The sequence below is a fragment of the Streptomyces capillispiralis genome (assembly GCF_007829875.1).
In the GTDB taxonomy this organism is placed as follows: Bacteria; Actinomycetota; Actinomycetes; order Streptomycetales; family Streptomycetaceae; genus Streptomyces; species Streptomyces capillispiralis.
The window spans coordinates 7,868,232-7,893,114 of record NZ_VIWV01000001.1; the positions used below are offsets into that span (position 1 = coordinate 7,868,232).

The window sequence follows — 24,883 nt, forward strand, 5'->3', positions numbered from 1 at the left end:
GGTACGGGAGCGGGACAGAGCTGGCGCCCGCCCAAGAGCACGTCCGTCATCCCCACCACCGGGGCCACGATGGTCGCGCCGAGGCCGTTGCCGATGGATCCGTCGAAGGGGGCCATGACCAGGGCGCCCAGGGCCGTGGCGAGCGTTCCCGCCGTCAGAAACAGCTCATGTACTCATTTTTTGTGGACGCTTCGAGGATTTTCGAAACGTACGGCCGAGAGCGAATGGATCAGTCACCCTTCATGGGGGCCGTCCGGCCCGTCATCACGTGGCCATACGCGTTCGCGGAATGGTCCCGCAAGGAAGAGGCGTGTCTTGATTCCAAGATTTCCATTAATGGCGATTGCCGTGGTGGCAGGGCTACTGCTGGCGGTCGGACAGAGCACGGCTGCTGAGGCGCCGGCCCGTTCAGGGTTCGTCGCGCAGGCGCAGGCGGCGGGTCTGTCCGACGGGCAGGCGGCGGCGCTGCAGAACAAGGTCGACGGGTACCTGACCGAGCTGGGCGACAAGGGGACGCAGGTATCGCCGAATCAGATCGACATGGGTGGGGCGGTGCTGAACGTCACGGTCCCCGGGGAGTCGCAGCCACGGCAGCTCGTACGAGCCGGCAGAGCCGAGTACCAAGTGGCGGCGTGCGATGACTACTGGGCCCTCGACGGATGGTTCTGTGCCTATCGGGGCCAGTGGGGCACGGGTGACGTCATAGGGATGTACACCTGCGACAACTACTTCATCCCCTGGCGCGGCGAGGGTTCCTGGATGAACAACCAGACCCCCGGCACGGCCCCCACACTCCACTGGGTGGACAGCATGCGTCCCCCGTGGAAGATGCCTGCCGCCTTCAGCATGCAGGGATATCACGTGGACTGGGCGCCGGTGCACTCGATCACGAATTGCTGAGGCCTTCCGGTTGGCTCCCTGCGGCGTACTTTGAAGCGTGCGTTCCCGTCCTCCCTCGCACCTCAGTAGGCGCGGGGAGCGTACGGGGACCTGTGTGCTCACGAACCGGTTCCGAGTGCATTCGCAGCGACTCCGCGCTGGGGACTCCGCGTTGGGCGACCGATATTCGTAAGCGGCCAGTCGGGGCGAGCAGTTGACGTCTATGAGGTCGAGCGTCGAGATTGGCCACAGGCGTGCGCTGGGTAACCTCGGGTTGCGCCCACCTGTGCGCGGTCGCCGATTCCTCGACGCGACATCTCCGCAGGGGACCGACTGACAGCACGTCCGACAAGACCCCCGCCGATCCCGACGGGGGCCTGTCGTCTGTGCCGGCGTCGAGGCCCGAGGCCCGAAGGCGGCCCGAGTGGGCAACAGGCCGAGGGTGCCTTTCACGGCGCCAAGCAGTACACCGGGCCAGGAGTCAGTGGCCGCACCGGCTGCCCGGCGGTGGCCCGTCGGGCACCATCACGTCAGTCGCCGATGGCTCAGCACTGAACGTTGGTACCGCCGTTCACCAGGTACCCGTTGTAGACCCAGCCGTACTTCGTCGACGCCGTACGCAGGTACGTGAACCCGCCGGTGGTGCAGTGGTAGTCGACGTTGTTGGCCGTGGTGGCCTGGCCGATGATGTCGCATTCCCAGCCCGGGCCGTTGCGGAGGTAGACGTCCTGCGTGAAGTACTGCCCGTACGAGCGTGTGTCCCTGTCGGGTGCACTGACGCCGCAGGCGGCGGTTTCCGCAGCAGTTGCCGTAGGTGCCATCTGTACTGCCGCTGCCAGTGCCAGGGCGGCTCCGGCCGTGAACAGGCGGACTACTCGATTCATGCTGGTTCGTACCCCCAGATGTCGTGGAAACGATGCGTGCTTCGTGGCCGTGACGGATCTCCGCAGCAGTGCGGCGGTTCGGCCGGCGAGGCACGGCACACGCTGCTGGCTGCGGGAAGGATGAAGCAACAGCAACGGGTTGTCCCGGACAGGCGCCGACTGTCCGGGCTGGTCAGCGCCTCGTCCGGACTGGGGACCGGACAGAGACGATACGACTGTCGAAGGAGATGCCGGACTTGCCGACTCTGACAGGAGTGGGCTGATCACGGACCGCACTGCAGGGGGTAGAGGGCCTGGCGGCCGTGTGTGCCCGACCGCCAGGCCCTTTTGCGCGGCAACCTGATCGGGCGTCACGTGCCGGTGGCGCCTGGCGGCCCGGAACGAGGCCGGCTTCGCGGACCGGCGGCACCGACTGCCTCTGCACAAGCAGCGGGCGAGGAACCGGCCGAGCTGGTCCCGGACGGTGGTCGCCTCTCCCTCCGGCTTCGCCGGGGGCACCCCCACCCCACGTCCGGGCCGCACGACGAGGCCGAGGAGCGGGCCCAGGCCGGTCGGCCGCGTACGACGGCCCCGACGCCACGCGGACGTGCACCCGCTACCGTTCCACCCGCGCGACCCCTCCCGTTTCGAGGGCCACCCACAGAGCGCCGTCGGGACCCAGGGCGATGCCGTGCGGCTCGGACGACGGTGACGGCAGGCTGTACTCGGCGATCTCGCCGCTCTCGGTGATGCGGCCGACGCGGTTGGCTCCCCATTCGGTGAACCAGCACTCCCCGGTGGAGGCCGCGACGATGGCGTGTGGTTTGGCCGCGCGGTCGGGGAGCGGGAACTCCTTGATCTCGCCATCCACCGAGATCCTGCCGATCTGGCCCGCTGCGATCTCGACGAACCACAAGGCGGTGCCGTCACTGGTGATGCCCACGGGTGCGGCGCCGGTCGTGGGGAGCGGGTACATCAGGATGTCTCCGTGGACGGTGATGCGGCCGATCGCGTTCGCCTGGTTGAGGGTGAACCACAGGGCCCCATCAGGGCCGGCGGTGATCGCCGAGGGAAAGGCACCCGCATGGGGAACGACGAACTCGGTGACCTCTCCGGTGCTGGTGACGCGGCCGATACGGTCGGTGTTCATCTCCGTGAACCACATCGCGTCGTCCGGACCGGCCGTGATGCCGAAGGGGCCGCTGCCGGGCGTCGGTACAGGGAAGGACTCCGTTTCACCGTCGACGGTGACGCGGCCGATCCGGTGGTCCTGGGACCGGGTGAACCACAGCGCTCCGTCGGGCCCAGAAGTAATGATCATGGGGCGGCACTCGGGCGAGTCCAGGGAGTATTCGGCGAGTTCGCCGTCGAGGTCGAGACGCGCGATGCGACCACTGTGGACAAGGGTGATCCACAGCGCACCGTCAGGTCCGGTCGTGATGCCGTAAGGCCCGGCCCCCTCGTCTCCCACGGGGATCTCCCTGATGGCCGGGGCATCGGAATGGTGCACAGCAACTCCTTTATGAGGGCGGGATCAATCGACGTTCCTGACCGATCCCGCAGTTCGGTCTCGCACCAGGTCGAGAATGATCGTGGCGAGGTCGGCAGGCCGGGTCATGGGGACGTTGTGGTTCGAGTCGATGTCGATCAGCCGGCGGTCGGGGACGGCATCGACGACGGCACGCACCTCGTCGCGCCGCGAGGCGTAGAAGCCGTCTTCGGCCAGCACGATCGTCATCGGACAGGTGACGCGGTCGTACACATCGACGGCCGGGAGGACTTCCGCATCGGGCTCCACGGCAGCGACAGTCGCGACCTCCTCGATGGTCGGCCGCCGTACCCACCAGTGACCGCGACGCATGAAGGAGCGCCGCGTGACCTCCTCGACGAGTCCGGGCCGTGCCCCCGCGTTGAGCCGGTCCCCACCGGCCTCCCGCACGCACTGCTCAACGTAGGCACGCATCCGGTCGTCTCCGGCCTCCCAGCCGTAGCGGAACACGGTCCGTAAACGGTCCATCGCCTCGGTGGTCCGTACGGCGGCATGCTGGGCGAGTGACGCGTCACGGTCGTCGAGCACCACGCCGTCCACGATGCAGAGGGCGGCCGGTTCCACAAGACCGCAGGCGGTGGCGGCCGTTACCGCGTACCCGCCGGTGGAATGGCCCACCAGCACGGGGCGGTCCCAGGCCAGCGCGGTGACGACGTCACCGATGTCCCGCCAGTACTGTTCGGAACTGGTGGAGTCGAGCCGGGTCCGGCCATGACCACGCAGGTCGAGGGCGATCGGATGGCACTCGCCCACCAGATGCGACGCCACATCCCTCCAGGCGGCGGCGTTGTGTCCACTGCCGTGGACAAGCAGCACGCCCTCACCGTGACCGCCGAAGTCCACACCGGACAGGACACCGTCCTTGACGGGAATCTCGATCTCTGTTCCGGTCACCACCGCACCCTGTCCGCGAGGAGACGGCGAGGGCAACTGCTTTTCTCGCAGGAAGGCGTTCTGCACGAGGCGGTTGGCGCACCCGACGGCCGGTTCACCACTCGCCTGTGACCAGGGACGCCGCCGCCCTGAGGGCACTCATCGACTGGATTCCCCACCCCTGCTCTGATTCCCCATCCTTGCTCCGTTCCCCAGTCTGCTTGTCCGGGACGTTCTCTTCCCGTGCAGCGATCCGTACGACCCTTGACGGCGCGGGTGCGCGGGGCACGCCTGCGCAGCGGGGTTTGCATGTGCCCTAGCGGCATGTGGTCCAGTAGGCGGCGAGCACGACATTGAGAGGTTCCCTCGCATGCCCCTTCCTGCGATTCCCCGCCGGGTCAAGATCGGCGACGCCGCCGCGTTCGCCGGGACCACACCCCGAGCCATCCGCCACTACCACGCCATCGGGCTCCTCGCCGAACCGGAACGCGGCAGCGACGACCGCCGCCGCTATGTGTACGACGACATGATCCGCCTGCTGTGGATCCGCAAGATGGCTGATGCGGGTATCCCTCTGGACGACATCCGGGCCGGTTTCGAGGGCGCCACCGGTATCGAGCAGTCCCTGGCCCGGCTGGAGGAGTCCCTCGTCTCCAAGGCGGCCGCCATCGAAGCCCAGCTGGCCGCCGTGCACCGCCTCCGCGAGGTGGGCAGTCCCCTGGGCCTGCTCTCACCGCTGGTCAGTGGCCGCCTGCACGATCTGCCGCCCGGGTCCTTGCGCCCGGCCGATCTCGACACCCTTCTGGTCACGGAGCGCATCTTCGGCTCCCTGGGCGCCGCCGTCCAGGCCAACCGGTTCATCGTCCTGGCCACCCACCCCGAGCTGCGGGCCGAGGAGGACCGCCTGGCCGAGGCCGAGGCGGTCCTGGACGACACCATGTCTCCCGACGACCCCCGCGTCGAAGACCTGGCCGCCCAGCGGTGTGCTCATGAGACCGCCTTGGGAGCCGCCATCGACGGATCCGGCCTGGACGAGGCCCTCGACGTCCTCCTGGACCAGGAGGACGAGCACGCCGGCGAGGAGGAAGGTGAGGCGAGGATGAGCCCGATGGAGGCCATCGGCAAGATGCCGTACGACTTCTCCCCGGCCCGCGTCCGGTACGAGGAACGTGTCATCGAACTGCTGCACTCGGCCGATCGGGACGGCGACACCCCACGGACCTGCTGACCGGAATCGGCGCTCGGGGCGAGCCCAACAGGAGCAGCTCGGGACGGAACAGCATGAACATAACTACGGTGCTGCCGAGGGCCGTCGCGAACACCGCTAGACAGAGCCGCTGCCTCAGCGCTGAGGAGTGCGTGTTCGAAGAGCTGTTGTGGTGGTCGGGAGGGGCAGCCACCGGCGCTCCTCGCGCTGGAGGTCAGGAGCTTGTTCCGTACGCGGCATGCGCACGGCCAGTTCGTCCCCGAGGCGCCACTGCTGGTTGTCCCACCCGCCCGGTACTTCCCGGATGGCCGGCCCCGCGAGGTCAGGGTGCTGTTCCCGCAGCAGGGCGTGGACCAGATCCGCGGTGATCTCGATTTCGGAGTCGGTCATGCGCAGCCACAGTACCGGGGCGGGTACCGACGCCAACGACTCCGGTACGAGGTGCCGCCCTGCCTGCTCCATGGGCGCGGGCCGGGGCCGGCACGAGACGGGTGCTGACGGGCGGGAGGCGTTACCTCCGACCTCGGGCTCGATCGAAGCCCGGAAGGACCGGGAGGGGCGTCGTCAGGCCTTGGCCTCCAGTTGGTCCGTGGCCTGCAGGTGGTCCGAGGCGGGCACGGGGTCGACCGAGGCATCGGGCGTGCCGTCCGGCTCCCCCTTCGGGAGCCAGCGCAGGGCCGCCGCGCCGAGGGCGGCGTGCAGCGCGCTCGCGGTGATCGCGACGATGTGCAGGCCGGTCACGAAGGCCGCCTTGGCGTCCGCGGCCACCGCCGCGCCGAGGCCCGGGAGCTGGAGGGTCTCGTCGAGGGTGGGGGCCAGGCCGGGTCCCTGCAGGCGGAAGACGAACGCGGCCAGCGAACCGAGGAGCGCGATGCCCAGGGCGTTGCCGATCTCGTTGCTGGTTTCGGCGATGGCGCCGGCCGCACCGGCCCGCTCCGCGGGGACCGCGCCGACCGCGGTGTCGGCGACCACCGCGAAGGAGATGCCGTAGCCGATCCCGGCGACGGCGGTGGAGGCGACGTACCAGCCGATGCCGCCGGTGACGCTGGTGGCGAGCAGCGCCAGGAGGCCGGCGGCGATGGCGAAGTGGCCGGCGACCAGCACCGCCCGCTTGCCGAGGCGGTCGACGATCCCCGGGACCACGACGGAGGTGACGGTGAGAACCGCTGCCCCGGGGAGCGCCAGCAGGGCGGTGTGCAGGACGTCCAGGCCGAGGACGGACTGCAGGTGGATCCCGGCCAGGTAGGCGGCCGCCGACCAGGCGGCCAGCGGCAGCAGCCCGGTGATGATCGCGATGGTGAAGACACGGTCCCGGAAGAGCGAGAAATCGATCAGCGGGTGCGCGAGCCGGCGCTGTCGGATCGCGAACCAGACCAGCAGAACGGCACCGCCGGCCATCGCGCCGACCGGCAGGGCGGCGATCCCCTCGGCAGCCACGTGCTTCAGGCCGTAGATGGTGAACAACAGCCCGGCCGCCGAGGTGGCCACGCTGAGCGCGTCGACGCGTCCGGGGTGAGCGGCGCGGACCTCGCCGAGCAGCACCGGAGCGAAGACCAGGAACAGGGCGATGACCGGCAGGTTCACCAGGAACACCGAGCCCCACCAGAACCGCTCCAGCAGCAGCCCACCGACGACCGGACCGACCGCGAACCCGGCGGCGAACGCGGCCGCGAAGATCCCGATGGCCCGCGCCCGGCGACGCGGCTCGGGGAACAACTCGCTCAGCACGGCAAGCGCCGAGGGCAGCAGGGTGGCACCGGCGACACCCATCATCACCCGGCACACGATCAGCAGTTCCGGTGTCGGGGCGAACGCCGCCGCGGTGGAAGCCAGCCCGAAAGCGGCCGCGCCGACGGTCAGCAGCCGCAGGCGTCCGTACCGGTCGCCGATGGTGCCGAACGCGATCAGCAGGGAGCCGACGGCGAAGCCGTAGCTGTCCAGGATCCACAGTGCCTGGTCGGCGGTCGGGGTGAGGGCCTGGGAGACCCGTGGCATCGCCAGGAAGAGGATCGACCCGTCCATGGAGACCAGGAGGACCGGACCGAGAACCACCAACAGGCCGAGCCAGGAGCGGACATCCGACCGTCCGGCGGCTGCCGACCGCGTGCGCTCTCGCTGCTTGTGCGTCTTCTTCGTCGTCATGGCCATCACGCTCGGCGCCGGCGCGCCCCTCAGCCATCCCACCCCTGTGGGTACACCCGACAGGTACACCCTCAGCGCCCCCACCGGCGCGATCCACGACCTACCGTCGACGCCATGGAGAGCCTGGGAGCGTTTCTGAAGAACCGTCGGGACCGGATCACGCCCGCCGAGATCGGACTGCGCACGTACGGCACCTCGCGACGCGTCCCCGGACTCCGGCGCGAGGAGCTCGCTCAGCTCGCCGGGGTCAGCGCCGGCTACTACACGCGCCTGGAGCAGGGGCTGGCCGAGTCCGCCTCCGAGCAGGTGCTGGACGCGCTGGCGCGGGTGCTGCGGCTGGACGAGGTGGAGAGCGCCCACCTGCACAATCTCGCCCGGCAGTCCGGCCGTTCCGGCCTGAGCGAGCCCCCGGACGAGACGCCGCACGATCGCGACCGCGCCCTCCTTGCCGCCCTGGACCAGGCCACGCCCGCGGTGCTCCTCGGCCGCCGCGGGGACATCCTGGACTGGAACCGCGCCGGGCACGCCCTGCTGGGCGAGGGCCTCGCGTTCGACGCCCCGCAGGACCCGGACCGGCGGCCGTCCGTCCCGCGGGCCTTCTTCCTGGACCCGCTCGCGACCGACTTCTACCGCAACTGGTCCGAGCTGGCCGAGATCCACGTCGGCTACCTGCGGCTCACCGCGGGCCGTTACCCCACCGACGCGCGGCTCGCCGCTCTGCTCGGCGAGATCATGATGGGCAGCGACACGTTCGCCGGGCTGTGGGCCGCGGGCGAAGTCCGCGATTGCACCACCGCCGCCATGCACATCCAGCACCCGACCGCCGGCGCTCTGAGCGTCACCTACCAGGTCTGGCTCCAACCCGACAGCCCCGACCACCGCCTGGAGTTCTACACCCCGAACGACCCCGGCTCCGCCGATGCCCTGCGGACCCTGATGCCGTAGACCGCAGACCGTTTCAGCTCGGGGAGGCCGGGAACGGACGCTTGACGCTTCAACATATTCGCTGTGATCATGCGCCTGACGTCCTGAGAATGGAGCCTTCCATGCGTTTACGGTCCCTCGCCCTCGCAGCGATACCCGCAGCTTTCCTCGGTGTCATGGCATCCGCGCCCGCCGCGTCGGCGTGGGCGCCCGGGAACTGCCAGACGGGCACGTTCTGCGTCTGGCCCGAGTACTGGTACGGCGACACGGACATGCAGCCGTCGCTGGTGACCGACCGTAAATGGTCGGGCAGCGCCGTCGGCCACATCTTCTACAACTACACGTCCCAGGACGTCACGATGACGTACGTCGTCATCGCCGAAGGGGAGCAGGGCCCCGCCCGCACGGCGTGCGTGAGCAGCAACCACGGCAGTTACTTCACGCAGCCCATGTACGTGACGGACATTGCCTGGCGCGAGGACGACGGCAGCCCCTGCTGGTAGCCGTCCCGGGGCGCCGCGGACGCGGACGGGCTCCTGGTGGACCGGCGGGTGCCGAGTCCGCGCCGTCCTGCCAGGAGCTTCCGCGAGTGTTCTGTCAGGAGTCCTCGGACGCGCAGTTCTCGTCAAGGAGAACTGGAAGGACGACGACCCGGAGACGGCCGTTCGGGGCGCGTCGTCCGCCGGGGCCGGGGCCGGGGGAACAGGTCGAGCTGGGCCCGGACGACGCGTCCGTGCCCGCCCGCTACGCGGCTGACCGACCAATCGCTGCTGAGCGCGTCCACCAGGAGCAGCCCGCGCCCGTTCTGGTCGTCGGGGCCCGGCCTGCGGAGCAGGGGCAGTTCGGGTCCGCGGGCCTGATCCTCGACCTCGATGCGGACCAGGTCCGCCGTCACGTGCACCCGGCACACGATCCGGTCGCCGGCCGAGTGGGTGAGCGCGTTGGTGACGAGTTCCGAGGTCACGATGACAGCGTTGTCGCACACCTCGTCGTCCACACCGCGCGCGGTGAGCAGTTCGCGCACGCCCTCGCGGGCGGTGCGCACGGACGCCGGGGACGCCGACAGGTCGAACGCGCGGGTCTCACGCGGGGGTCGGGACGTGGAGAGCCCGGAGGCGAGGCGGCCGAAGCCGTCCGGCTGGGGGAGTGGAGCCGTTGGCTCGCCTCCGGGTGATCTGGGGGAGGGCTCGTCCGTGGCGTGCCGCGGCGGGCTGGGTAAGGGGAGCCGAGCCATCTCCGTGGGCCTTTCGTCTGCCTGCGCACCTGGGGGGTCCGTCACGTACCGGCCATGGTCAACCGGCCGGTGCTGCACGGCCCTTCAGCGGGCCGGGGGACGGTGGGGACACTCTGGCACCCGTCAACCTCAGCTCGCAACCGGCAAGTTGAAAATTGCATTCGACAGCGTGCATGCTGCTTGCGACGACAGGTGATCGCATGTGTCCGTACCGGGTGCGCACATGAGACGGTGAGCGCGGAACACCCGACGCGAGGGGGCGAGGCGTGACCGGGGAGACCGACTGGGGCGGTGCCCCATCCGTCCTGCGCATGATCCTCGGCAGACAGCTCGAGGAGTTACGCGGCCGGGCCGGCCTGACCTACGAGGAGGCAGGGGCGGCCATCGGGGTCAGCCACTCCACGATCCGCCGCATGGAGGCCGCCAAGGTGGCCCGCCTCCGACTGGCGGACGCCGAGAAACTGCTGCGGGTCTACGGCGTGACGGACGAGCAGGAGATCGACACCTTCCTGAAGTCCGTCCGCGAGGCCAACAAACGGGGCTGGTGGCACACCTACCGTGACGTCATGCCGGACTGGTTCGCCGCTTATCTGAGCCTGGAGCAGGCGGCGCTGCAGATCCGCGCCTACGAGAGCCAGTTCGTCCACGGACTGCTGCAGACGCAGGCGTACGCCCGTGCCCTGCTGACCGCGGCCAACCCGCACGCCCCGGCCGAGGCGACCGCGCGCCGGGTGGCGCTGCGGATGCGCCGGCAGGAACTGCTGACACGGCGGACGCCACCGCGGGTGTGGGTGGTGATGGACGAGACGGTGCTGCGGTGGCCCGTCGGCGGCGCGGACGTGATGCGCGACCAGATCGACCACCTCATCGAGGTCCAGCGACTGCCCCATGTGACGCTGCAGATCATGCCGTTCGCCAACGGCCCGCACCCGGCCATGAGGGCCGGCGCCTTCCAGCTCTTCCGCTTCCGGGCCCGTGAACTGCCCGACGTCGTCTACCTCGACGGTCTGGTGGGCGCCGTCTACCTCGACAAGGGCGACGACGTGGTGGTGTACCGCGAGGCCCTCGACCGGGTGAGCGCCCAGGCCACGCCCACGAAGAGGACCGAGGCCGTTCTCGACCGGATCCGCAAGGACCTGTGAGCCCCCCGGCGGAGCCCCCGCCCGGACAGCCGACAGACGAAGGAGACACCCCGTGCCCGAGAGTGGATGGTCGGCCGACCGCATCGACACCGAGAACGCGCACTCCGCGCGGATCTACGACTACATCCTCGGTGGCAAGGACTACTACCCGGCGGACCAGGAGGCGGGCGACGCCATGGCACGGGAGTGGCCCGCGCTGCCCGTCCACATGCGCGCCAACCGGGACTGGATGAACCGGGCCGTGCGCTGGCTCGTCGAGGAAGCGGGGATGCGCCAGTTCCTGGACATCGGCACCGGCATCCCCACCTCCCCGAACCTTCACGAGATCGCCCAGTCGGTGGCTCCGGAGTCACGCGTGGTCTACGTCGACAACGACCCCATCGTCCTCACCCTCTCCCAGGGGCTCCTTTCCAGCACCCCCGAGGGACGGACCTCGTACATCGAGGCCGACTTCCGTGACCCGGCGAGCATCCTCGACGCCCCCGAACTGCGGGAGACCCTCGACCTGGACCGGCCGGTGGCCCTGACGGTCATCGCCATCGTCCACTTCGTCCTCGACGAGGACGACGCCGTCGGCATCGTCCGGCGGCTGCTGGAGCCGCTCCCGTCGGGCAGTTGCCTGGCGATGTCCATCGGCACGGCGGAGTTCGCCCCCGAGGAGATCGGGCGGGTGGCCCGCGAGTACGCGGCCCGCAACATGCCGATGCGACTGCGCACCATTGACGAGGCCCACGAGTTCTTCGAGGGCCTGGACCTGGTCGAGCCGGGCATCGTCCAGGTGCACAAGTGGCACCCGGACGGCACCGGCGAACAGGGCATCCGCGACGCGGACATCGGGATGTACGGAGCGGTCGCCCGCAAGCCGTAGGGTCCGGCGGTCGCGGTCGCGGTCGCGGTCGCGGTCGCGGGCGGGGGTCCGGGGCCGGGGGGTGCGGCAGTCGGCCGGGGGCCGGTGCCGAGGCCGCCCGGACCCGTACGCCGGTGGAGACCGCGCCCGCCGGCCGCGGCGACCTCAGCTCACCACCGTCTCCCAGGTGTCGACGGCGTAGTGGACCGCCATCCCGTTGCGGTCGTACAGGCGGGGGGCTCCGGTGGCGTTCTCCGTGTCCACACCGAGCCCGACGGTGTCCCGCCCCCGCGCGGCGAAGGCCGCGAAGGCGTGCCGCAGCAGGAAGCCGCCCAGGCCCCGGCCACGGGCCGCGGGCAGCACACCGACAGCGCGGATCCACCCCATGGCCTCACGGTCGTCGCGCGCCAGCAGGAAGCCCGCGTCGCCCAGCTCGTCGGTGGAGACGATCCACATCAGGGACCAGTCCAGCCCCTCGGCGTCCATGTCGTGCAGCCACATGTCGTACGCGCGAGGCTGGAAGCCGAAGTGGTCGGCGAACGACGCCTGGTACAGCTCGTGCACGCGCAACCGGTCCGCCTCGGCCGCGCAGTCGCGCACCCGGACACCGGCGGGGACCTCGGGGGGCAGGTCCTGGGCGGGGTCCACCGGCCGGCTCAGTACGTGGTACCGGCGTACGACCCGCCAGTCCCGCGCCCGGAGCAGCGCGGTGTCCAGGGTGGGCGCCACATTGAGGTGCAGGTGCACCACGGCCCGCCCGGCGCCGTTCTCCCGGGCCTTCTCCAGCGCCCTGGCCTCCATCGTTTCCAGCATCAGGGCGGCGGGCCGCTGGTGTTCGGGCAGGATGTACTGGTCGATGCCGATGCGTTCACCGCCGGACTCGTCCCACAGCAACCCGTACGCCACCAGTAGGCCGTCGTCCTCCACCAGCCAGGAGTCGCGCTCCAGATCGATTCCCGGACGCTTGAGGTCGGCCTCGACGGTGTGCAGGTCGGTCTCGGCTCGGCCGATCTCGATCTCGTCGACCTTGTTGAGCAGGTCGGTGATGGCGGGCGCGTCGGTGAGCGCCGCGGGACGCGGTGAGTAGGGCATGAGGACCAAGGGTCAGGGGACGGGGCCCGCGGCGCAACGGCTTTTCCCACCCGGGGCGCGCGGGGCGGGCGGATCGGCCGCGGCCCGGGCGCAGCGACGCGCCAGGAGCGCGAAGGCGTCCCTGAGCTGCGGCGGGCCGACGACCTCCATGTCGGCGTCGAACCGGCCGAAGGAGGCGGCCAGGGCGGGCCACGACCACGAGCCCAGGACCAGCCGGCAGCGGTCCGGGCCGAGTTCCTCCACGACGCCGTCATGGGCGAAGGGGGAGACGGCGGCGGCGGGCAGGGAGAGGATCACCTCGCCGGTGCAGGGCCACTCGCCGCTGCCGCCCCCGCCCCGGAACCGGTCGGTGACGAAGGCCGCCACATCGCCTCCGGGCAGTTCGCGCGGGGTGAACCGGGGCCCGGTGGGGGTGCGCGGGGTGATCCGGTCGGCGCGGAAGGTGCGCCAGTCGCCGCGCTCCAGGTCGAAGGCGACCAGGTACCAGCGCCCGCCCCAGGTCACGAGGTGGTGCGGTTCCACCCGTCTCGGCGTGGCTTCCCCGGACCCGGATTCCGGCGGGGTGGCGGGGGTGTGGTCGAAGCGCAGCACTTCGCGGGCGTGCACGGCGGAACTCAGCGTCATCAGCAGCCTGCCGTCGACGGGCGGGCGCGGTCGGGCGGTGGGCTGCTCGACGGCGGTCACCTGGAGCAGGTCGATGCGGTGGCGCAGCCGTGCGGGCATGACCTGCCGGACGGTGGCCAGCGCGCGGGCCGCGTCGTCCCGGACCCCGGCGCCGGTGGTGGCGGCGGTCCGGAGCGCCACGGCGAGGGCGACGGCCTGCTCGTCGTCGAACAGCAGCGGCGGCAGTCGCGTGCCCGCGTCCAGCCGGTACCCGCCGTCGGGCCCCTTGAAGGCCACGACCGGATACCCCAGCTCGCGCAGCCGGTCGACGTCACGGCGCACGGTGCGCGGACTGACGTCCAGCCGCTCGGCCAGCAGCGCGCCCGGCCAGTCGCGGCGTGCCTGGAGCAGGGAGAGCAGCGACAGCAGTCGCGCTGATGTCTTCGGCATGCCGCCGATTCTGCCTCGGGAAGAGGACACGTCCTGACCGCTTCGCCTGCGACGGTTCTCCCGTGCCCGACGCGAGACGCCGGGCGACCACATGCGCCGGGTGCTGACGCACCTCATCGCCGAGACCGCCCAGCACGCCGGACACGCCGACATCCCGCGCGAGACGCTCGACGGACGGACGTCCGGCTGACGGCCACCGCGCCGCACCCGGTGCACGTGACACGCCCGCCCGTCCCTCGACCCCACACCCGTACTGGAGACATCCCGATGACCGTGCTCACCCTCCGGGCGCTCAACCGCGCGACGCTTGCCCGGCAGTTGCTGCTCTACCGCGCCGACCTGCCCGTGCGCGACGCCGTGGGCCACCTCGGCGGGCTGCAGGCGCAGGAACCGCAGGAGCCGTTCGTCGGACTCTGGTCGCGGCTGCGCGCCTTCGCCCCGGCGGCGCTGGACGACCGGCTCACCGGCCGGCAGCTGGTGCGGACCCACCTCATGCGCCGCACCGTCCACCTCGTCACCTCGGACGACGCCCTGGCCTGGCGCGCCCGCCACGCCGCCATGCTGCGCCTGCGGGTGCTCGGCGTGTACCGGCGCGACTTCGCCGGGGTGGACCTCGACCGGCTCGCCGCGGCCGGCCGGGAGGTGATGGCCGACGGCGAGCCCCGCACGATGAGCGAACTGGCCCGGGCGGTCGCCGCACGGCAGCCGGGGCCGACGGGGCGGGCGCTGGGGGAGATGCTGGTCGCCGCGCTCCTGCCGGTGGCGCAGCTGCCGCCGCGCGGGCTGTGGCGGACGAAGGCGGGAGTGCGCAACGCGCTGCTCTCGTCCTGGCTGGGGCGCGAGGTCGACCCCCTGCCCCCGGACGCCACCGACCCCGTCGGCCAGGCGCTGGTGCGGCGCTATCTCGCCGCGTTCGGCCCGGCGGCCACGGCCGATCTGCGCGCCTGGTGCGGGCTGGCCGGTCTGCCGGCCGCCGTCGTCGCGATGAGGGAGGAACTGGTCGCCTTCCGCGACGAGCGGGGCCGGGAACTGCTGGACCTTCCCGGCGCGCCGCGCCCCGACCCCGGCACACCCGCCCCGGTCCGGTTCCTGCCAGCGTTCGACAACGCCGTCCTCGGCTACCACGACCGCGGCCGGATCATCGACGACGCCCACCGCGGCCTGTCGGTCGCCGGTGAGCGCGTCGTCCTGGTCGACGGCCGGGTGGCCGCGACCTGGACCGTCGACGCCGGCACCGGCGCCGTGACCGTCACCCCGCTGCGGCCCTTCTCGGTGACGGACCGGGACACGGTGGCCGAGGAGGGGCGGGCCCTGGCCGGCTTCCTCTCCGACGGTGCCGGCGGGGACGTGCGGATCTCCGCACCCCGCTGACGGGGGACGCCCCAGGACGCTCCCGCCGGCGGGTGGTGCGGTCAGTGCGCGGTGCGTGCGTGATGGTGTTCGGCGAGGACCGCCGCCATGAGTTCCGGGTCGAGGACCGAGGCGTCGGCGAGGCGGGTGGAGGCGGTCAGGGAGTTCAGCAGGGCCTTGGTGACGCGCAGGGCGGGGGCGGGCCGCCGCAGGACGGGCTTGGCCCAGTCGGCGACGGCCGCGTCGAGAGCGTCGGCGGGGACGACCTTCTGCAGGATCGACAGGGTGTGGGCCTCCTCGGCGTCGAAGACGCGTCCGGTGAGGATGATGTCGCGCACCCGGGCGGCACCGGCCTCGCTGATCAGTCGGGGAAGCAGCCCGCCCCACGCGGTGGGCAGACCGAGGGCGAGTTCGGGCAGGCGGAAGCTCGCGGTGTCGGCGCCGACGCGCAGGTCGCAGGCGAGGGCGAGGGCGAGCCCCGCCCCGATGGCCCGCCCCTGGACGCGGGCGATGGTGACGGCGGGGTTGGAGGTCAGCGCCTCGCACACGCGCCGCGCCATGGTGCCGGAGGCGCGGACGCCGCCCCCGGTGGGGTCGTGGGCGAGGTGCTCGGCGAACTCGCTGCGGTCGCCGCCGAGACAGAAGTCGTCACCGGCGGCGGCCAGCACCAGGACCCGTACCTCCGGATCCTGCTCGTCGAGGACGGTGAGGAGGTCGCCCAGCATGACGTCGGTGACGGCGTTGCCCTGCTCGGGGACGTTCAGTTCGACGGTGAGGAGGGGGCCCTGCCGGTGGGTGCGCAGGGTCATGAGGGTCCGGTCGACGGGGAGCGCGTGGATCTCGGCGAGAGGCAGGGCGTTCATGTCGTGACCTTCAGGGAGGTGATGCGACGGAAGACGACCCGGGAGGTGTCGTAGGCGGGGGGAGCGGTGGGCCGCAGCGTGGGGAAGCGCCGCAGCACCTGGGTGAGCAGTTCACGGGCCTCGAGCCGGGCGAGGGCCGCTCCGAGGCAGTAGTGGGCGCCGCCGCCGAAGGTGAGGTGGCCGCCGCCGCGCCGGATGTCGAAGAGCTCCGGGTCGGGGTTGCGGCGGGGGTCGTGGGCCGCCGCCCCGTACAGCACGTGGACGGTGGTGTCCTTGGGGACCGGGGTGCCGGCGAGGACGGTGTCGTCGGCGGCGATACGGGAGTTCAGCCAGACGGGCGGGTCGTAGCGCAGCGTCTCCTCGACCGCGTCGTCGATGTGCTGCGGGTGCGCGCGCAGCCATGCCGCGCGGGAGGGGTCCTGGGTGAGCAGCCACACGGCGTTGGTGAGCAGGACCGCGGTGGTCTCCAGCGAGGCGATGGTGATGAACATCGTCAGGTCGTAGACCACTTGGTCGGCGGTGGCGCGGTCGTCGGGGTACTGGGCGTCCCAGTAGTGGATCCAGCCGGTGAGGACATCGTTGCCAGGGCGGGCCCGCCGCTGCCGGATCAGCTCGGTGAAGTAGGCCCGCATCTCCAGCGTGGCCTGCGCCGACACGGCGAGTTCGCTCTTGGTGGGCAGCAGTTCCTGGGCGTAGACCTGCCGGTGGGTGAAGTCGAGGATGCGCGCGTGGTCCTCGGCGGGGATGCCGAGCCACTCGCCGACGGTCCGCACCGGGAGCCGCTCGCCGACCGTGCGGACGAAGTCGGCCTCCCCGTCGGCGCGCAGCCGTGCGCCGAGGTCGTCCAGCAGGGAGGCGGTCAGGGCGGCGATGCCGGGACGCATGGCCTCCAGCGTGCCGCGGTCGAACGGATTGCCCAGGGCCCGGCGCTGGCAGGTGTGGGTGGGCGCGTTGAGGCGGATGAGGGTGCGGGTCATCTCCTGGGTGGCGGGTGCCTGCCACCGCTCCGGGTCCGGCTGGCGTTCCTGCCAGGCGAAGTCCGGCACCAGCCAGTTCCTGCCGCGCAGGACCTGGCTGCATGCCTCGAACCCGGTGACGAAGTAGCCGCCCCAGGGGGCACGGACGACGTCCCCCAGGGCGCGCATGTCCTCCCAGACGGGGAGGGGATTGGCGTGGCCTTCTTCGGAACGCAGGCGGCGGAGGAGGGAGATGACGGCTCGGCGGTCGGTGGTGGTGCCGCGTATGTTGCCAACGGCGGTCACGCAGAGCTCCTTTGGCTGGGCGCTACCGATCGATACCGCCGGAACCTACCCTTCCTCCCTCCTGTGTCATGCGCCTCTGCGTGTTGCTCCCGTCACATGCCGTGCATCAGACCCGGAATATGTCCAGGAAACTGCTCCAGAATCCCTTCTTCCGCGCCGGTTCCTGCCGGATCGGCGTGGCCGTCGCCGTGGCCGCCGGGAGGGGCTGCTGGGCGTTTCCGGCCGCCACCCGGTCCTGCAGCGCGGCCGCCATGCGGGTGGCCGGCGTGGGGCTGAAGGTCACGGGCAGCGAGACCAGGGCCCGGTGGAAGGGGCCGGGCCGCCACTGCAGTTCCTCCCCGGGCACGGCCAGGGTGAGGTCGGGCAGCGCGTTGAGGAGCCGTTCGATCGCCGTGGTCGCGATGACCTGCGCCGGGTCCTTGGCGGGGCAGGCGTGCGGGCCGGCGCCCCACGCGAGGTGGGCGCCCTTGCTGTGCGTGCGGCGGGCCTCGGCCAGCGCGGGGTCGCTGTTGGCGCCCGCGAAGGAGATCACGACCGGGGTGTTGGCCTCCACCACGTAGCCGCCCAGGTCGACGTCGCGCACCGGGTAGTGCGTGGCGTAGTTGGCGATGGGCGTCTGGTTCCACAGCACGTGGTCGAGGGCCTCCTCGATCAGCATGCCGCTCTGCCGGCCGCCCGCGCCGGACAGCAGCAGCACCAGGGCGTTGCCGATGAGGTTGCGCTCGGGCTCGACGCCCGCGCCCATCAGCATGACCAGCTGGTCCTTGAGCTCCTCGTCGGTCAGCCCGGCCGGGTGCTGGATCAGCCACGAGGTGACGTCGTCGCCGGGCTGGCGCCGCTTGAGCGCGATCAGCTCCATGAGGCAGGCGGTGAGGTCCTCGTTGGCGCGCAGCGCGTCCTTGCCGTCGAAGATCGCCGACATGGCGGTGGTGAGGGTGTCACCGATGTCCGCCGGGCAGCCGAACAGCTTGTTGAACAGCAGCAGCGGCAGCAGCTTGGCGTAGTCGTTGAGGAGGTCGGCGCGGCCCCGCTCGCTGAACTGGTCCAGGAGGTAGTCGGCGATCGGCTCGACGTCACGCCGGATCCGGGTGATGTTGAGCTGGGCCAGACTGTCGACCACGGCCTTGCGCAGCCGCAGATGCACGGCACCGTCGGTGAAGAGGCAGTTGGGCCGGTACGCCATCATCGGCAGCACCGGGTTGTCCATGCCGATGCGGCCCTCGTTCAGCGCCTTCCAGCGGCGGGCGTCCCGCGCGAACAGCTCGGTGTTCTGCAGCACGCGCAGCGCCGTCTCGTGGCCGACGACCAGGGTGGCGTCGGCGCCGGGGGCGAGCTCCACGGGGCCGGCCGGGGCGTGGGCGCGCAGCCGGTCGTAGACCCCCTGGGGGTCGGCGGCGAACGAGGCGTCGTGCATGGGGCATCTGCTGACGGTGCCGGCAGATGTGGGCTGTGGATCCATGAAGTCTTCCTTAGTGATCCGGGAACCACGGTTCCCGGGCCGGGGACGCGGAGCGGTCAGGCCGCACGTTCGAGCAGGTGTCTCACCAGTGCGATGAGCGCCTGGGCCGAGGACTGCTGCTCGCGGGCGTCGCAGTAGACGACGGGGGTGTCCGGGAGCAGGTCGAGCGCCTCACGGACCTCCGCCACGCTGTACGTGGCGGAGGGGTCGAAGCAGTTGACGGCGATGGCGTACTCCAGGCCGTACCGCTCGATGAGGTCGATGACGGGGAAGGTCTCCTCCAGCCGTCCCGGGTCGACCAGGAGCAGCGCCCCCAGGGCGCCGCGGGCCATGTCCTCCCACAGCTGCATGAAGCGCTGCTGTCCCGGGGTACCGAACAGGTACAGCACCAGGTCGTCGCTGAGGGTGAGGCGGCCGAAGTCCAGGGCGACCGTGGTGGTGGTCTTGTCCGTCACGCCCCTGAGGTCGTCGACGTGGACGGACGCCTGGGTCATCTTCTCCTCGGTGCGCAGCGGAGTGATCTCCGACAGCGAGCCGATGAAGGTCGTCTTGCCCACGGCGAAATGCCCGACGACCAGAATCTTGGCGGCGTTGGTCACCGCGCTGGAGACGTAGATGGACTTCTGGGCCGTCTCAGCCGATGAGGGATTGGAGTCCATGCAGAACCTTCTCGAGGGTCGCTCTGTCAACGTTCTGGGCCCGGGGCGGCTCGGCCCGGCGCAGCAGGTGCCCCTGTTCCGATAAGTCGGTGAGCAGCAGCCGAGCCACCCCTACGGGCAGGCCGAGGTGGCCGGCCACCTCGGCGACCGACAGGTAGCCACCCGCGCACAGCTCCCAGATCGCCCGGACCTCGGGACCGGCTCCGAGCGGAAGGGTCCGCTCGGGAGCCAGGGTGACCAGGGTGTGCAGTGCCAGTTCGTCCGCGGACGGCAGGCTCCGGCCACCCGTGATCACATAGGAGCGGACGAAGTCACTGGTGACGGATGCTTCTTCGCCGGGCGTGGTCATACGCCGACACCGTTGTCCGAGCGCGGCGCCACGCTCATCGCCTTGCTCAGCGCCACCACCGTCTTCTGCATCCGGAACGACATGGCCTCCATGTCGACGTCCAGTGCCGCCGAGACGGCGAGGTAGGCGCCCTGTCCGGCGGCGATCAGGAAGATCCAGCCGCCGTCGTACTCCAGCAGCGTCTGCTTCCAGATGCCGTGCCCGGCCCCCACGAAACCGGCGACCGCCCGGCTGAGGGACTGCATCGAACTCATCGCGGCGGCGTTGGTCTCGGCGTCGTCGCGCGAGATGTCGTCCGAACGCTGCAGCAGCAGGCCGTCACCCGAGACGAGGACCGCGTGGCGGGCACCACGCACCTCGAGCACGTCGTTCAGCACCCACGACAGGTCGGTGTTCACTGGTGGTCAGGTCCTTCCGTGGTGTTCGTGGTCCGCCCGAGCTGAGTGCCGCGTGCGAACGCCCCCAGGCGCGACGCGGTCACCTCGCCGGCCGACTCTGACGTCTGCTCGTCGATACCGGCCGCGTCCTCCGGGGCCGGTACCACCGCGATGGGGCCCTGGCGCCGGCGGCGCTTGGGCAGCCCGCCGGTGGTCGTGCCCACCACGTGGGAGGGGCCCACCGGGACGGGGGCCAGCCGGTGCGGCGTGCTCTCCTGCTCCTGGGCCGCGGGTTCCCGGACCGGCTCGGCGGGAGCGACGGCGTCGGCCGTCAGGAGTTCTTCCGGTACACGGATCACTGCACGCACTCCGCCGTAGGGGGACACCGAACCGACGGAGACACTGAATCCGTACCGCGCGGCGAGCATGCCGCACACCGCGAACCCGAACCGGGGCGGGTCACCGAGACCGGTGATGTCGACCGGGCCGTCCGCGGACAGCAGGGCCGCGGCCCGGTCCTTGGTCTCCTGGTCCATGCCCAGACCGGCGTCGTCGACGATGAAGCACACGCCCGTCGGTACGGACTGGATGTTGACCTCGACGGGCGTGCCCGGGGCGCTGTAGGTGGTGGCGTTGTCCAGCAGCTCGGCCAGCACCACCGCGATCGGCTCCACGGCCTTGCTGGAGACGGCGACGCTGACCTGGGCGTGGATACCCACCCGGTTGAAGTCCTTGATGCGGCCCTGCGCGCTGCGGGCCACGTCGTAGACGGTGGCCACTCCCTCACGCCGGCCCAGCCATCCGCCGCACAGCACCGAGATGCCCTTGGCCCGGCGGCTGAACTGGCTGCCGGTGTGGTCCACCGACATCAGGTCGGCCAGCACCTCGGTGTCGTCGCCGTACTTCTTCAACAGGCCGTCCAGCAGCAGCTGCTGCTCCTCGGCCAGCGACTGGAGCGTGCCCATCGCTGACTTCAGTACGGCCTTGGTCGCCGACTCCGCGTCCGCCCGCACATCCGCAAGGTCACCGCGGTGCTGCGTGTCCAGGACGGAGATGTGCCCCTGGAGCTGGTCGATCCTGCCCTGGGCGTGGCCCAGTCCCGTCTCCAACTCCTTCTTTGTTCTTCGGAGCGCCACATTGGTTCTCCGCGCCCGCTGCACTGCGAACACCGCAGCGACGAGCACCACAAGCAAGATCCACAGCAGTGGATCCTCGATCAATGACGTCATGAGACTCTCTTCAAGTCGCATCGCGCCGGGAGTGCGGAAGGCCCCCGTGCCCGTAGGACTGCGTCCGGCCGTCAGGCGGCGCGGACCCTATGGGCGGACCAAGCCTCAACTCCTCAGCGATGGGGCCTTAGAGACTGTCCCCCGTACGCGTTCATGACGCGCCGCCAGCCTACTGAAAGTTCGATGATCTTAACAGCTGAGGGATGACAACACGCCTGTCCGGGTAACCACTTGACGACCCTCACCAGACCCACACACCCGGGCGTGTTACGGGCGCCGAGGGGCCGTGAATGACCGTCTCCGGGGCCCCTTACCGCCGTATGGACGGCAGGGGAACACGGCGCCGACAGGCGGCCAACGGTCTGCCGGAACAGGCATCGGGGGAGACTCCCGGGCCGCGCGCCACCCCCGCGGCACCATGGCGGTCCGCATCACCGTGAATCCGACCACCACGGCGCGCAGTTCGAGACGGCTGCCCTCCTCCGGCGAGTGGACCATCGCCGGCAGGCCGGGTGGGAAGACCACGACGCCGATCGCGAACATCACCCTGAAGAAGGCGGTGCCCGCCTGCGCCGCGTGGGCCTTGGCCGCGGTGCCCACCGCCACCACGAAGGTCGGGTCGAACAACGACTCCAGGGGGTGGCGGACCGGCCGCGCTCCTCCGGGTCACGGCCGGTCATCGGTCTCCGGCTGTGCGCCAGTCTGCCGCCCTCGGCTCCCGCCGAGCCGCGAGGCCCGCCCCGCCCCTCACCTCACCCCATCGGCCCGCCCGGGGCCGGGGCGAACGTGGGCGGGAGTCCGAAGAGTTCGAACAGGCCGTGCTCGCGGAACGCGACGACGCGGTCGATCCCGGCGGCGGTGACCGACAGCACCATCACCGCGTGCGCGTGGTGCGCCCCGTCCGGCCCGCGCCGGTACAGGGCGAGCGCTGCACCGCCCGGAAGCCGATCAGCATCGGTACGCTCGTCGCCGCCGCGCAGGCCGCCGAGGCCACGATGAACACCACCACACCGGCCAGGAAGCCGGTGCGGTGACCGGTGCGGTCGGCGATCCGGCCGGCCGGGACGAGCAGCGCGGCGAAGACGATCGCATAGGCATTGAGCACCCAGCTCAGGTCGGCGAGGTCGCCGGGCCGCAGCTCGGTGGCGATCGACGGCAGGGCGACGTTGGCGACGAACAGATCGAGACTGGACAGCACCACGCCCAGGGACACGATCATCAGCACCACCACCGGGCGAGCGGTGACTCGCGGCATGGATTCCTCCCTCTGCGCGGTCCGCCGGACGTGGCGGACCGTCATGCTGCAGACCCGCCGCGCGGTGAGAAGGAATCGCGGGCAGTCGTGGCGGCCCATGAGGAAGTGACGCGGGCGGACCGCCCCGGCAGCCGTCCGCCCCGGCAGGAAGGCGTCCGGCCGGGGCGGGGGCCGGCCGTCGCCCGGGTCGAGGGCGACGGCCGCGGGGGTCAGTCGCGGATGATCTGCGGTGCGATGTCCTCGGTGAAGGAGGGGGTGGAGGCCGCCGAGGGGGTGCGCTTGGCGGTGGCCGCGCCGGAGCCGCAGAAGGAGGCCTCCAGGGTTCCGCCGAGCGTGGAGTTGACGGTCCCGTTGTTGGAGGTGTTCGCCAGGGAGGTCATGCTGCGGGTGCCGTCACTGGTGGTGAAGGCGTAGGTGTAGTAGCCCTGGACGGTGCCGGTGTGGCCGTAGACGGTGGTGCCGCAGGACAGGTGCCGGCCGCGCAGGCCCAGCCCGTAGGACTGCTTGCCGTCCGCGGTGACCGGGACCATGGTGGTCATGTCCCGCAGCTGCTGCTCGGGCAGGAGCCGTCCGGACAGGAGCGCGGAGAAGAACCGGTTGAGGTCCGCCGCGTTGGAGATGACCGCTCCGGCGGACTGGGCCCAGGAGACGGTCTGCTCGGTGGAGTCGACCAGCGGCAGGGTGGTGTCGTCCTGGCGCAGGTAACCGCGGGCGTAGGAGCCGGAGAGGGTCGTTCGCGGGTGGACGTAGGAGGTGTTGCGCAGCCGCAGCGGCGTGATGATGCGCTGCTGGTAGTGGGTGGCGATCGGGGTGCCGGTGAGGTGCTCGATGAGTTGGCCCAGCACGACGAAGTTGGTGTTGGAGTAGCTGTAGGCCGCGCCCGGCGCGTTGTTGAGGGGGCGGGCGGTGGAGAGGTCGATCAGTTCCTGGTAGCTGAAGACCTTGGTGCGCACCGCCTCGAAGCCCGGGACGGTGTTGTAGAACATGTCGTTGGTGTAGTCGTACAGGCCGCTGCGGTGGCTGAGCAGGTGCCGCACGGTGATGCGGTCGTCGGGCAGCGGCTGGGGCAGGTACTGGTTGGCGGGGGCGTCGAGGTCGACGCGTCCCTCGGCGGCGAGTTGCAGCAGCACCACCGCGGTGAACGTCTTGCTGACGCTGCCGACGCGGAACCGGCGGCCGGTGTCCATCGCGGTGTGCGCGCCGGTGTCGGCCTCACCGGTGGCGACGCGGTAGCTGGTGTAGCCCTCGTCGATCCGCGTGAGTGCCCCGGGAGCACCCTGCTGCAGGGCCGTGTTGTGCACGGTGCGTACGGCGGCGGTGTCCGGGACGGGCAGGGAGGTGCTGTCCGCGAGGGCCGGAGAGGCCGCCAGGGTGACGATCAGGGTGGAACCGGCGAGTAACGTGCTCACGTGTTTGATCCGCATCCGCATCTCTCTCGGGTGGAGAACTGGAAGGCGCCCCGCGGTCCCGGCTTGGTTCCCCGACTTCCGTGGCTGCAAAGGAGGTTGAGCCTCGGCTCGCTGTGTCCCGTGCGGTCGCGTGGTCGTTCGGACGAGGAAGGGTCACCGGTGTCCGGGGCGGCACCGCAGGCATAGTAGTGGACCGGTGACTCCACGCCGGGCGCGCCGTGGACGACGCCGTCCGGCCGCCGGAGAAACAGGGGACCGGGGCCGGCCCCTTCGGCTCTCATGTCGTCAGGAAGGCTCAGTCGCCGTGCCGCTGACCCCGTAGTGGCGCACCCCGGGCGCTCCTCGCGGCACCGGCTCCGGCCACAGGCAGTCCAGGACGGAGGCGGACGGAGCGAACAGCGCGGGCGGTACCGACGCGCGCGGGAACCACTCCCAGCGCACGATCTTGTCCGGTTCCGTCACCCGGGGCGTCCCGGTCGCTCCCTCGGTGACGGCCGCGGCCGTGACACGGGTCAGCCCGTGCAGACCGTCCACGAGAACCGCCAGTACCCGTACGTCCGCCGCGCGCACGGACAGCCCCGTCTCCTCCGCGAGTTCCCGCGCGGCGGCCGTCTCGAAGTCCTCCCCGGCGTCCACCTTGCCGCCCGGGAGCTCCCACCGGCCGTCGTGTCCGAAGCCGAGCAGGACGCGGCCGGCGGGGTCGAGGACGGCGAGACCGACCCCCGTCAGGCTGTGGGACGCCGGATGACTGCGTTCGGGGCGCTCCGCGCCGTGTTCACCGCTGTTCACCGGCCCATTGTGCAGGGGCCGGCACCGCCTTCGCGTCCCCGCTCCGGCATCGTGCCGGTCGCGCCGGGCCGGCCCGC

The 24,883-nt window shown here is 71.2% G+C and carries 25 protein-coding genes and 2 pseudogenes; 8 read left to right on the forward strand and 19 right to left on the reverse strand.

Annotated elements, in window-relative coordinates; all coding sequences use genetic code 11:
- Positions 1-336: 336 nt before the first annotated feature.
- Positions 337-900 (forward strand): hypothetical protein, encoded by a 564-nt coding sequence (locus FHX78_RS34340; RefSeq protein WP_145871240.1) that lies wholly within the window; start codon positions 337-339, stop codon positions 898-900.
- Between the two features lie 524 nt (positions 901-1,424).
- Here FHX78_RS34340 and FHX78_RS34345 read toward each other — a convergent pair.
- The 3 genes from FHX78_RS34345 to FHX78_RS34355 all read right to left on the reverse strand — a co-directional run bounded on the left by FHX78_RS34345 (position 1,425) and on the right by FHX78_RS34355 (position 4,185).
- A complete protein-coding gene (locus FHX78_RS34345; protein WP_145871241.1) occupies positions 1,425-1,763 on the reverse strand; it encodes an SH3 domain-containing protein in 339 nt (112 codons plus the stop codon).
- A 595-nt stretch (positions 1,764-2,358) separates the two neighbouring features.
- The gene (locus tag FHX78_RS34350) at positions 2,359-3,252 is read right to left on the reverse strand and encodes a Vgb family protein (protein WP_145871242.1); all 894 of its coding nucleotides are present in this window, start codon (positions 3,250-3,252) and stop codon (positions 2,359-2,361) included.
- A 24-nt stretch (positions 3,253-3,276) separates the two neighbouring features.
- Positions 3,277-4,185, reverse strand: coding sequence for an alpha/beta fold hydrolase (locus FHX78_RS34355; RefSeq protein ID WP_145872289.1), 909 nt, complete (start codon positions 4,183-4,185; stop codon positions 3,277-3,279).
- A gap of 349 nt (positions 4,186-4,534) precedes the next feature.
- Here FHX78_RS34355 and FHX78_RS34360 point away from each other — a divergent pair, with 349 nt between their 5' ends.
- Positions 4,535-5,392 carry a MerR family transcriptional regulator gene (locus FHX78_RS34360; protein WP_145871243.1) on the forward strand — a complete coding sequence of 286 codons (858 nt, stop codon included), beginning with the start codon at positions 4,535-4,537 and terminating at the stop codon, positions 5,390-5,392.
- 117 nt (positions 5,393-5,509) lie between these two features.
- Here FHX78_RS34360 and FHX78_RS34365 read toward each other — a convergent pair.
- Both FHX78_RS34365 and FHX78_RS34370 read right to left on the reverse strand, forming a co-directional pair.
- Positions 5,510-5,761 (reverse strand): annotated as a pseudogene (locus tag FHX78_RS34365) (aminoglycoside phosphotransferase); the annotation flags it as partial.
- Between the two features lie 174 nt (positions 5,762-5,935).
- A complete protein-coding gene (locus FHX78_RS34370) occupies positions 5,936-7,393 on the reverse strand; it encodes an MFS transporter (protein WP_229924065.1) in 1,458 nt (485 codons plus the stop codon).
- A gap of 234 nt (positions 7,394-7,627) precedes the next feature.
- On the opposite strand from FHX78_RS34370, the gene FHX78_RS34375 reads away from it, so the two are divergent.
- On the forward strand, positions 7,628-8,458 hold the full coding sequence (locus FHX78_RS34375) for a helix-turn-helix transcriptional regulator (protein ID WP_145871244.1): 831 nt from the start codon (positions 7,628-7,630) through the stop codon (positions 8,456-8,458).
- A 155-nt stretch (positions 8,459-8,613) separates the two neighbouring features.
- Positions 8,614-8,940 (forward strand): hypothetical protein, encoded by a 327-nt coding sequence (locus tag FHX78_RS34380; RefSeq protein ID WP_145871245.1) that lies wholly within the window; start codon positions 8,614-8,616, stop codon positions 8,938-8,940.
- Positions 8,941-9,062: 122 nt separating this feature from the next.
- On the opposite strand, the gene FHX78_RS34385 is transcribed toward FHX78_RS34380, so the two are convergent.
- Positions 9,063-9,503: an ATP-binding protein gene (locus FHX78_RS34385; protein ID WP_373313067.1), complete on the reverse strand. Its 441-nt coding sequence runs from the start codon at positions 9,501-9,503 to the stop codon at positions 9,063-9,065.
- Positions 9,504-9,937: 434 nt separating this feature from the next.
- Here FHX78_RS34385 and FHX78_RS34390 point away from each other — a divergent pair, with 434 nt between their 5' ends.
- On the forward strand, positions 9,938-10,813 hold the full coding sequence (locus FHX78_RS34390; RefSeq protein WP_145871247.1) for a helix-turn-helix domain-containing protein: 876 nt from the start codon (positions 9,938-9,940) through the stop codon (positions 10,811-10,813).
- A gap of 52 nt (positions 10,814-10,865) precedes the next feature.
- Positions 10,866-11,681 (forward strand): SAM-dependent methyltransferase, encoded by an 816-nt coding sequence (locus FHX78_RS34395; RefSeq protein ID WP_145871248.1) that lies wholly within the window; start codon positions 10,866-10,868, stop codon positions 11,679-11,681.
- Positions 11,682-11,825: 144 nt separating this feature from the next.
- On the opposite strand, the gene FHX78_RS34400 is transcribed toward FHX78_RS34395, so the two are convergent.
- The gene (locus FHX78_RS34400) at positions 11,826-12,752 is read right to left on the reverse strand and encodes a GNAT family N-acetyltransferase (protein WP_145871249.1); all 927 of its coding nucleotides are present in this window, start codon (positions 12,750-12,752) and stop codon (positions 11,826-11,828) included.
- A 12-nt stretch (positions 12,753-12,764) separates the two neighbouring features.
- A complete protein-coding gene (locus FHX78_RS34405; RefSeq protein ID WP_145871250.1) occupies positions 12,765-13,805 on the reverse strand; it encodes a helix-turn-helix transcriptional regulator in 1,041 nt (346 codons plus the stop codon).
- Positions 13,806-13,848: 43 nt separating this feature from the next.
- Here FHX78_RS34405 and FHX78_RS34410 point away from each other — a divergent pair.
- Both FHX78_RS34410 and FHX78_RS34415 read left to right on the forward strand, forming a co-directional pair.
- Positions 13,849-13,995: pseudogene (locus tag FHX78_RS34410) on the forward strand (mycothiol transferase); the annotation flags it as partial.
- Between the two features lie 77 nt (positions 13,996-14,072).
- Positions 14,073-15,176 (forward strand): winged helix DNA-binding domain-containing protein, encoded by a 1,104-nt coding sequence (locus tag FHX78_RS34415; protein WP_145871251.1) that lies wholly within the window; start codon positions 14,073-14,075, stop codon positions 15,174-15,176.
- A 41-nt stretch (positions 15,177-15,217) separates the two neighbouring features.
- Here FHX78_RS34415 and FHX78_RS34420 read toward each other — a convergent pair whose 3' ends face one another.
- From FHX78_RS34420 to FHX78_RS34465, 11 genes are all read right to left on the reverse strand, one after another.
- Positions 15,218-16,018 carry an enoyl-CoA hydratase/isomerase family protein gene (locus FHX78_RS34420; protein WP_145871252.1) on the reverse strand — a complete coding sequence of 267 codons (801 nt, stop codon included), beginning with the start codon at positions 16,016-16,018 and terminating at the stop codon, positions 15,218-15,220.
- On the reverse strand, positions 16,015-17,280 hold the full coding sequence (locus tag FHX78_RS34425; RefSeq protein ID WP_145871253.1) for a cytochrome P450: 1,266 nt from the start codon (positions 17,278-17,280) through the stop codon (positions 16,015-16,017). Before FHX78_RS34425 ends, FHX78_RS34420 begins: the two co-directional genes overlap by 4 nt.
- A 106-nt stretch (positions 17,281-17,386) precedes the next feature.
- Positions 17,387-18,694, reverse strand: coding sequence for a cytochrome P450 family protein (locus FHX78_RS34430; protein WP_145872291.1), 1,308 nt, complete (start codon positions 18,692-18,694; stop codon positions 17,387-17,389).
- Positions 18,695-18,795: 101 nt separating this feature from the next.
- A complete protein-coding gene (locus FHX78_RS34435) occupies positions 18,796-19,398 on the reverse strand; it encodes a GTP-binding protein (RefSeq protein WP_145871254.1) in 603 nt (200 codons plus the stop codon).
- On the reverse strand, positions 19,373-19,747 hold the full coding sequence (locus FHX78_RS34440) for a DUF742 domain-containing protein (RefSeq protein ID WP_145871255.1): 375 nt from the start codon (positions 19,745-19,747) through the stop codon (positions 19,373-19,375). Before FHX78_RS34440 ends, FHX78_RS34435 begins: the two co-directional genes overlap by 26 nt.
- Positions 19,744-20,145 carry a roadblock/LC7 domain-containing protein gene (locus FHX78_RS34445; protein WP_142191326.1) on the reverse strand — a complete coding sequence of 134 codons (402 nt, stop codon included), beginning with the start codon at positions 20,143-20,145 and terminating at the stop codon, positions 19,744-19,746. Before FHX78_RS34445 ends, FHX78_RS34440 begins: the two co-directional genes overlap by 4 nt.
- Positions 20,142-21,353, reverse strand: coding sequence for an ATP-binding protein (locus tag FHX78_RS34450; protein WP_189908665.1), 1,212 nt, complete (start codon positions 21,351-21,353; stop codon positions 20,142-20,144). Before FHX78_RS34450 ends, FHX78_RS34445 begins: the two co-directional genes overlap by 4 nt.
- Positions 21,354-22,105: 752 nt before the next feature.
- Entirely contained in the window at positions 22,106-22,231 is a 126-nt protein-coding gene (locus tag FHX78_RS38005; RefSeq protein ID WP_268257221.1) for a hypothetical protein, read from the reverse strand.
- On the reverse strand, positions 22,228-22,608 hold the full coding sequence (locus FHX78_RS34455) for an MFS transporter (RefSeq protein ID WP_145871256.1): 381 nt from the start codon (positions 22,606-22,608) through the stop codon (positions 22,228-22,230). Before FHX78_RS34455 ends, FHX78_RS38005 begins: the two co-directional genes overlap by 4 nt.
- Positions 22,609-22,817: 209 nt before the next feature.
- Entirely contained in the window at positions 22,818-24,032 is a 1,215-nt protein-coding gene (locus FHX78_RS34460; protein WP_145871257.1) for a serine hydrolase domain-containing protein, read from the reverse strand.
- A 270-nt stretch (positions 24,033-24,302) separates the two neighbouring features.
- Complete coding sequence (locus tag FHX78_RS34465) at positions 24,303-24,806, reverse strand: nucleotide triphosphate diphosphatase NUDT15 (protein WP_145871258.1); 504 nt, start codon at positions 24,804-24,806, stop codon at positions 24,303-24,305.
- Between the last annotated feature and the right edge of the window lie 77 nt (positions 24,807-24,883).

Coding starts and splice junctions, on each gene's coding strand:
- FHX78_RS34340 (WP_145871240.1), top strand. CDS start 337: ATGGCGATTGCCGTGGTGGCAGGGCTACTGCTGGCGGTCGGACAGAGC.
- FHX78_RS34345 (WP_145871241.1), bottom strand. CDS start 1,763: ATGAATCGAGTAGTCCGCCTGTTCACGGCCGGAGCCGCCCTGGCACTG.
- FHX78_RS34360 (WP_145871243.1), top strand. CDS start 4,535: ATGCCCCTTCCTGCGATTCCCCGCCGGGTCAAGATCGGCGACGCCGCC.
- FHX78_RS34370 (WP_229924065.1), bottom strand. CDS start 7,393: ATGGACGGGTCGATCCTCTTCCTGGCGATGCCACGGGTCTCCCAGGCC.
- FHX78_RS34375 (WP_145871244.1), top strand. CDS start 7,628: ATGGAGAGCCTGGGAGCGTTTCTGAAGAACCGTCGGGACCGGATCACG.
- FHX78_RS34380 (WP_145871245.1), top strand. CDS start 8,614: ATGGCATCCGCGCCCGCCGCGTCGGCGTGGGCGCCCGGGAACTGCCAG.
- FHX78_RS34400 (WP_145871249.1), bottom strand. CDS start 12,752: ATGCCCTACTCACCGCGTCCCGCGGCGCTCACCGACGCGCCCGCCATC.
- FHX78_RS34405 (WP_145871250.1), bottom strand. CDS start 13,805: ATGCCGAAGACATCAGCGCGACTGCTGTCGCTGCTCTCCCTGCTCCAG.
- FHX78_RS34415 (WP_145871251.1), top strand. CDS start 14,073: ATGACCGTGCTCACCCTCCGGGCGCTCAACCGCGCGACGCTTGCCCGG.
- FHX78_RS34420 (WP_145871252.1), bottom strand. CDS start 16,018: ATGAACGCCCTGCCTCTCGCCGAGATCCACGCGCTCCCCGTCGACCGG.
- FHX78_RS34430 (WP_145872291.1), bottom strand. CDS start 18,694: ATGCACGACGCCTCGTTCGCCGCCGACCCCCAGGGGGTCTACGACCGG.
- FHX78_RS34435 (WP_145871254.1), bottom strand. CDS start 19,398: ATGGACTCCAATCCCTCATCGGCTGAGACGGCCCAGAAGTCCATCTAC.
- FHX78_RS34440 (WP_145871255.1), bottom strand. CDS start 19,747: ATGACCACGCCCGGCGAAGAAGCATCCGTCACCAGTGACTTCGTCCGC.
- FHX78_RS34450 (WP_189908665.1), bottom strand. CDS start 21,353: ATGACGTCATTGATCGAGGATCCACTGCTGTGGATCTTGCTTGTGGTG.
- FHX78_RS34455 (WP_145871256.1), bottom strand. CDS start 22,608: ATGCCGCGAGTCACCGCTCGCCCGGTGGTGGTGCTGATGATCGTGTCC.
- FHX78_RS34460 (WP_145871257.1), bottom strand. CDS start 24,032: ATGCGGATCAAACACGTGAGCACGTTACTCGCCGGTTCCACCCTGATC.